We start from the raw sequence: 5699 nt of genomic DNA on the forward strand, positions 1-5699 counted from the left end.
CGATCCGAAAACCGATCACTCTCAACTGCCTTCAACTGTCCTGGCCTTGGCACACCAACTCAACGAGCCAGCGTCAGCAAAGTCACCGGTATTGGAACTAGGGCCTGTCCGGCGGATCCTTCGGCTCAGCACGCCTGGCGCGACTTCGTGGCCGACTCACACGAGTGCGCCCAAGGCTGCCCCAGGCTCCCGCTCCCGGTGTTGGGCCGCGGCAAGGTTGGGTTCACGCGAACGACGGCCACCGATCGGCAGCCCACTCCAACCATCCCGACCACCCAGGAGGCGGACCTCCAATCTCATGCCCACCGAGTTCGGCGGCGTCGGGCTCCTCGAAGAGCGTCTTCCAGTGCACGAGGTCTGCTTCGCTCATCGGGAAGGTCTGATCCGGGGTGGCCGACTGGCGATGGGCGATTCGAGCACGTTGGGTCTCTTGGTCCAGTGGCATGTACACAAGGAGGCAGGACGCCCCCACAGACTCCACCAACCAGCGGATCGCGGACCTCTCGTCACGGGACCAGCATCCGAAATCCAGGACCACGTTGGTTCCAAGTCTCAGCGCCTCCAGACCGAGCCAGAGCAGCCGGCCTTCCAGCACGTCGCGCTTCCCATCCGCCTCCGCCTCGCCGAACAGCGGAATCATCCACTCATCCGGCGTCAGCCGCAGGGCGCTGTGCTCCTCGGCGAGTTGCCGAGCCCTCGTGGTCTTTCCGGTCCCGGGCAGGCCGATCGTCAGGAACAACGTGGTCACATCCAGATCGTAATCTGGAAGACCAAGTGCAGGACGACCGCTTTTCTGCCGGGGATCGCCGGGCCGCACCGCGGCCGGGTAGCGCCATGACATCCAGCGGTGGTGACGCTCGCCTCCCAGGCAAGTGGACCGATACCCTGCTCATCGCCGTACGCAGGTACTCCTCCGGCATCGCGGCCTGCTGGTGAGCGTGGACGGCGGCGGCCCGCTGCCCTGGAGTGAGGGCGGCATCCCGGTCCGGCTGGTCGACGACGTGCGGCGCGGCCGCCGCCTGGTTGTGGTTGTGGTCGCCGGTGCGCGCGGTGGCCGAGGTTGGCGAGGGCCTCGCCGACACACCATTCGTCCATCAGCCGGTACCGCTCACTACGGCTCACCGGAACTCACCGAACCTCACGGGCCGAAATCGCTCGGTCCGGTTCGTAGCACCCCGGGCACCCATGCCAGCCTCAGCCTGCAGGCACACGGGCCGCCACGGGTTCGGCCGGCCCCCGGGGTACTGCCGCGAACGGCACCCGGACCGGCGGCGGCTTCAGGAACGGGGGCAGCGCCGCCATGATTGGCCCTGTGACAAACAGACGGCGGGTGGCAGCGGTGATCATTCGGGACCGGCATGTCCTGATGGTGCGTGAGCGGGGCACGGGCCCATCGGGCCGCCACGACGGCCAGGAGTACTGGACTCTGCCGGGAGGCGGCATCGAGCCCGGCGAGTCACCAGAGGACGCGGTGATCCGCGAGGTGGCCGAAGAGACCGGCCTGACCGGCATGTCCGTGCAGTACGTATACGACGTGCCGTACCCGTCAGGATGGACTGCCTGCTACCGCGTGGACGTGGCACCGGGCGAGCCCCGCCTGGGCGTGGACGCCGGGCTCACCTGTGACTGTCCCCGGATGACAGGTCTCAGCTGGATGCCCCTTTCGGGGAACCCAGCCGGGAACGCGTACATGGTGCCCCCTCTGCTGATGTCCACCGACCACACCGACTGATACACCGCCACACCGATGTGATCTTGGACGGCTCCGACGGGCGCGCCGCGCTCCAGCCGGGCGCGGCGCACCAACTCGGACGGGCGATGCGCTGGGCGCGGCAACCGAGGATGACCTGTCGCAACGAAGTTAGTCGTCAGGGTCGCGTTGACCTGCGTCGACTAGGTTGAGTGAGATGGAGTCTCCGGATGTTCTTGACGGAGCGCTTCAACTGGCCATTCTCGCCCTCAGTGCTCCATCCGCCTACCAAGCCTTGAACGCCGCGCCTGAATAAGGCGCGGCGCTCGGTTTTGGTCACCCCGTTCCCGTTTCGCGCGAGCCCCACGCATCCTCACCTCAGTGCTTCCAGGAGTTCGCGTTCGCGCTCGATACTCAGGCCGGCCCAGCGGGGTCGGTCGAGACCCTCCTTCCGCTCCCAACGCAGCGTGTCCGCCAGCAGTTGGGCCCGAGGCCGGTGCCGCAGGCCGGCCGCGCTCGCTGCGGCGCCGTTGCGGGCGCTGAAGCCGGCCCAGTCCGGGTCGGCCATCCACATCGCGAGCGACTCCGGGCCCATGAACTGACCCACTTCCTGCCCGAGCAGCCAGTCGGGGTCGGCCTCCACCACCGGCCCGGTGTGCCCGCCGATCTCCCGCGACAGTGCGACCCACTCCCCGAAGGGCACGATCGGGCCGACCGCGTTGTACGTTCCGGTCGTCCCCTTCTCCGCACAGTCGAGCAGCCACGCCGCGAGGTCCCGCGCGTCGACCGCCTGCGTCGGGATGCCGGGGGAAGCCGGCACCAGCAGCGGCGCCAGCGGGTCGCGCGCCGCACGGCTGACCCAGTAACCGGTGCGGCCGCTGTGGTCGCCCGGGCCGCCGATCAGTCCCGCCCGCGCAATGAGGAGCCGGTCGCCCACCGCGGCCGTCGAGGCTTCCTCACAGGCCACCTTGGCCTCCCCGTACTCCTCGCGGTCGACCTCGTCCCGCTCGGCCGCGGGGAGCAGTTCCGCCGACTCGTCCGTGTCCGGCTCTGCCTGGGAGGCGTACGCGCTGCCCGACGACACGTACGACCAGTGGCCTGCCCGTTCGCCGAGCACCGCCAGCGCCCCACGGACGAAACCCGGCTGCCACGACACCTCTACCACGGCGTCCCAGTCCCGGCCCGCCAGTCTTTCGTATGCCGACGGGTCGCGCCGGTCCGCGGCGACCAGCGCCGCACCCTCGGCCACTTCGCCGCTCTCTCCACGGGCCAGGCAGGTCACCCGATGCCCACGTTCCAGTGCCTGCCGCGAGACCTCGCGGCCCACCCACGCCGTTCCACCCAGTACCAAGATCTCCATCGACCCACTCAACACGGACTGTGAGCCTGCGCGTCCCTGCTTCGCCGAGAGCGTAGCGGCCCTCAATGGGCCACCGGGGCGGGCACTTCCCAGCCGTTTACAACGGTTGGACGCTGTGGCCACCTGCCCAGTGCGTCCATCCGCACGCCTAGGTTCGCTGAGACGGAAGGCCAAACGACTGGGTTCGATGCGTAAACGCCTCGATTGGATGAGAGCGGTCAGAGGATGCGGTGCGCGCACGCGGAAAGTCATTCAATTGGAACGTGATCCTTCGAGCCTTTCGAACGGAAGCGCTTCAAGCGCTCCCGGTCACTTTCAGGCGTGAAACCGAGACCCTCCCGGATGGCAGGCCACAGTCGCTCATCGCACCGGCAGCGAGTGTCACCGCTCTCCGGCACTCCTTCACACCACCCACCGCGGTATGGCGCAGCTGTGGTGCGGGTCTGGCGGGGGTGAGGGTAGTGAGCCCGGCCCGGTCGGCCTTGAGGTACTGCATTGCGCTGCCACCCCTACGAGCGCACGACCAGGAGCAGCGGCGGGCGGTGGCCTACAGGAGGGTGTTGTGCAGGTCGCGGCGGTCGCCGGTCAGGGCGTAGCGGCGGTCGGCGAGGGGTTGTCGAGGGTTTCGCCGATCTGTTCGCACAGCGGGGCAAGAACGTTGGCGGTGTCGGTGTCGGGGGATGTAGGCCGGGCGACTTCGAGGTCGATGCCCGGCGGGCGGACCGTGGCTCACGCCAGGGTGACGTGCATGCCACCCTCGGCCAGAAGATCGAGGACCACACCGAACAGGTCGTAGGGCTGGCCACCCGGTGACAGGGCCTGGGACAAGTGCTCACGTGCGGTTGCAGCGTCCCGCCAGAGCAGAGTTGCGGGGGCGGTGTAGCCGAAGGTGCCACCCAGGCAGTCATCAAGGGCGGCAAAGCAGCCGCCGAAGTAGCCACCTGGTCCGTTCACCGCCTCGCCGAGCGCCAGGTAGAGGCCCGGTTCGTCTGTGACATGCCGACCATCGAGTTCGTAGGCGTGACCGGCCGGGCGGTCGGGCAGGACACGATAAGCAGCTCGCTCTCGGACGAGATCGTGCCAGGCCCAGCGGCGCCGGGTATCAAGGCCGGCCCAGGCAGCCGCCGTGTCGGGCGGCCCCACGTGCCACCGTTCCCAGATGGGACGGACGTGTTCGGGAACGGGCGTAAAGAGCCCTCCATCGAGCTCCAAGTCGATCAGGTCAGTCCCATAGGAGGATGGGCGCCAGGCACTGACTCTGGCCCAGAGCAGGCGTTCGGTGAGCAGCTCACCTTGATCGTCTCGTATCCCCAGGGCGGCCTGCTCCAGGTCCAGCGCCCGCCGGGTGCCCTTCGCCAGTGCCGCCCGCAGCTGATCACCCTGGGCGAGCCCCCGCAGGACGAGCGGGGGCGCCGGCTGCTTGCGCGGCAGGACACGGGCGAATTCCCGGCAGGAGCCGAGCCATTGATGCCCGTCATGCACGCGAACGCGGCCCCTGTGTCCTTCGGGCGGACCCTCGTAGTCGTCCAGTCCGGTAAGCACGAGACTGTCTGCCCCAAGGGGCGGCCCCGGGCTCTCCGCATCCCTCAGCAACCAGGGGTCGAGCGTCTCATCGTCCGGCACCAGCCAGAGTCGGTTGCCAACCCAGCCACCCACTTCTGCTTGCGGAACCCAGCCGAACAGCTCATAGGTCCCGCGTCGGGGTTCTCCAAACAGCCCTTCCGCCTCGGCGCAGACGCCCCAAGCATGGCCGTGCTCCGTCTCAGTGAGCGTGTACCTCATTCGCCCGCGATGGTCCTCGTCCTCGTGCACGCAGGGAATCATGCCGGGACCAGGTACCAACCGCGAATTCATTTCCCCCCGCACCGGCGCTTCCATGGCGCCCGGGACGGCCGGGGTCTGCGGGGCGGGGCGCGGCGCCGACGGCCAGGACCCGGACGCCGCGTACGCCGCCTGCCACTCATGCGCCCTGCGCACATCCTGGAGCTGCACCAACCGCGACGGCTCCTACGTCGACGGCCACCTCCCCGCCGAGCTCCCCGTCCGTTGCATCGACGCCTGGAGCCACGTCTCGCCGCCCGGCACCCGCCGAACCAGAGTGCTCACCAGCCCGCGCTCAGGACTGATCCAGGGAGCCGAGGCATACCTGCGCAGTGTCGCGACCCGCAAGGGCACCGACCCCGAGTTCGCCGGCATGCTGCATACGGTCATTCAGGAGTGGGAGCACGGCGGCCCCGGCGCCCCGCAGCCAGCCACCGCCTGAGACCGGCTCCTCCCCCCGCGCATCCGTAGGGTTGGGCATCTGCGGCTGGCCGCGTGAGGGGGTTATGGGGTGAGGTCGGGGAAGTCGGCGACGGGGCGGGCCGTGCGGTGGGCGCTGAGTTTTCCGCGCAGGTCGGCCAGCACACCACCGATCGAGACACCTGCACCCCAGTGTCACGTCTCGGTCAGCAGGCTCCGGGCCCGCTGTACGGCCTCGGCGCGTGTCCTGCGGTTGGCGTCCAGCTGCCGGACGCGGTCCTTAGCCTCGATCCGCCGACGTGGTCTGGAAGTGACCTCGGCGTCCGAGATGAGTTCTCCGGTGGTGGGGTCGGGCATCGCGGTCGGGTAGCTGATGTGCTGCCAGGCGTGGTCGGGAATGCTGTGGAC

The 5699-nt window shown here is 69.0% G+C and carries 5 protein-coding genes and 1 pseudogene; 2 read left to right on the plus strand and 4 right to left on the minus strand.

The features are described 5' to 3' along the window. Positions 1-223: 223 nt before the first annotated feature. The gene (locus ACZ3IC_RS33970) at positions 224-748 is read right to left on the minus strand and encodes a P-loop nucleotide/nucleoside kinase family protein (protein ID WP_467422558.1); all 525 of its coding nucleotides are present in this window, start codon (positions 746-748) and stop codon (positions 224-226) included. 564 nt (positions 749-1312) lie between these two features. Between ACZ3IC_RS33970 and ACZ3IC_RS33975 the strand changes: the two genes are divergently transcribed. Beyond that, positions 1313-1732 (plus strand): NUDIX hydrolase, encoded by a 420-nt coding sequence (locus ACZ3IC_RS33975; RefSeq protein WP_467422554.1) that lies wholly within the window; start codon positions 1313-1315, stop codon positions 1730-1732. A gap of 331 nt (positions 1733-2063) precedes the next feature. Here ACZ3IC_RS33975 and ACZ3IC_RS33980 read toward each other — a convergent pair whose 3' ends face one another. Continuing rightward, positions 2064-3050: an NAD-dependent epimerase/dehydratase family protein gene (locus tag ACZ3IC_RS33980; protein WP_467422556.1), complete on the minus strand. Its 987-nt coding sequence runs from the start codon at positions 3048-3050 to the stop codon at positions 2064-2066. A 729-nt stretch (positions 3051-3779) separates the two neighbouring features. Then, positions 3780-4874 (minus strand): barstar family protein, encoded by a 1095-nt coding sequence (locus ACZ3IC_RS33985; RefSeq protein ID WP_467422560.1) that lies wholly within the window; start codon positions 4872-4874, stop codon positions 3780-3782. Between ACZ3IC_RS33985 and ACZ3IC_RS33990 the strand changes: the two genes are divergently transcribed. Further along, positions 4873-5313, plus strand: a complete 441-nt coding sequence (locus ACZ3IC_RS33990; protein WP_467422562.1) for a hypothetical protein — start codon at positions 4873-4875, stop codon at positions 5311-5313. The genes ACZ3IC_RS33985 and ACZ3IC_RS33990 overlap by 2 nt on opposite strands. A 173-nt stretch (positions 5314-5486) precedes the next feature. Here ACZ3IC_RS33990 and ACZ3IC_RS33995 read toward each other — a convergent pair. Further along, positions 5487-5699 (minus strand): annotated as a pseudogene (locus ACZ3IC_RS33995) (hypothetical protein); the annotation flags it as partial.

Source organism: Streptomyces sp. NPDC002958, from assembly GCF_055563255.1.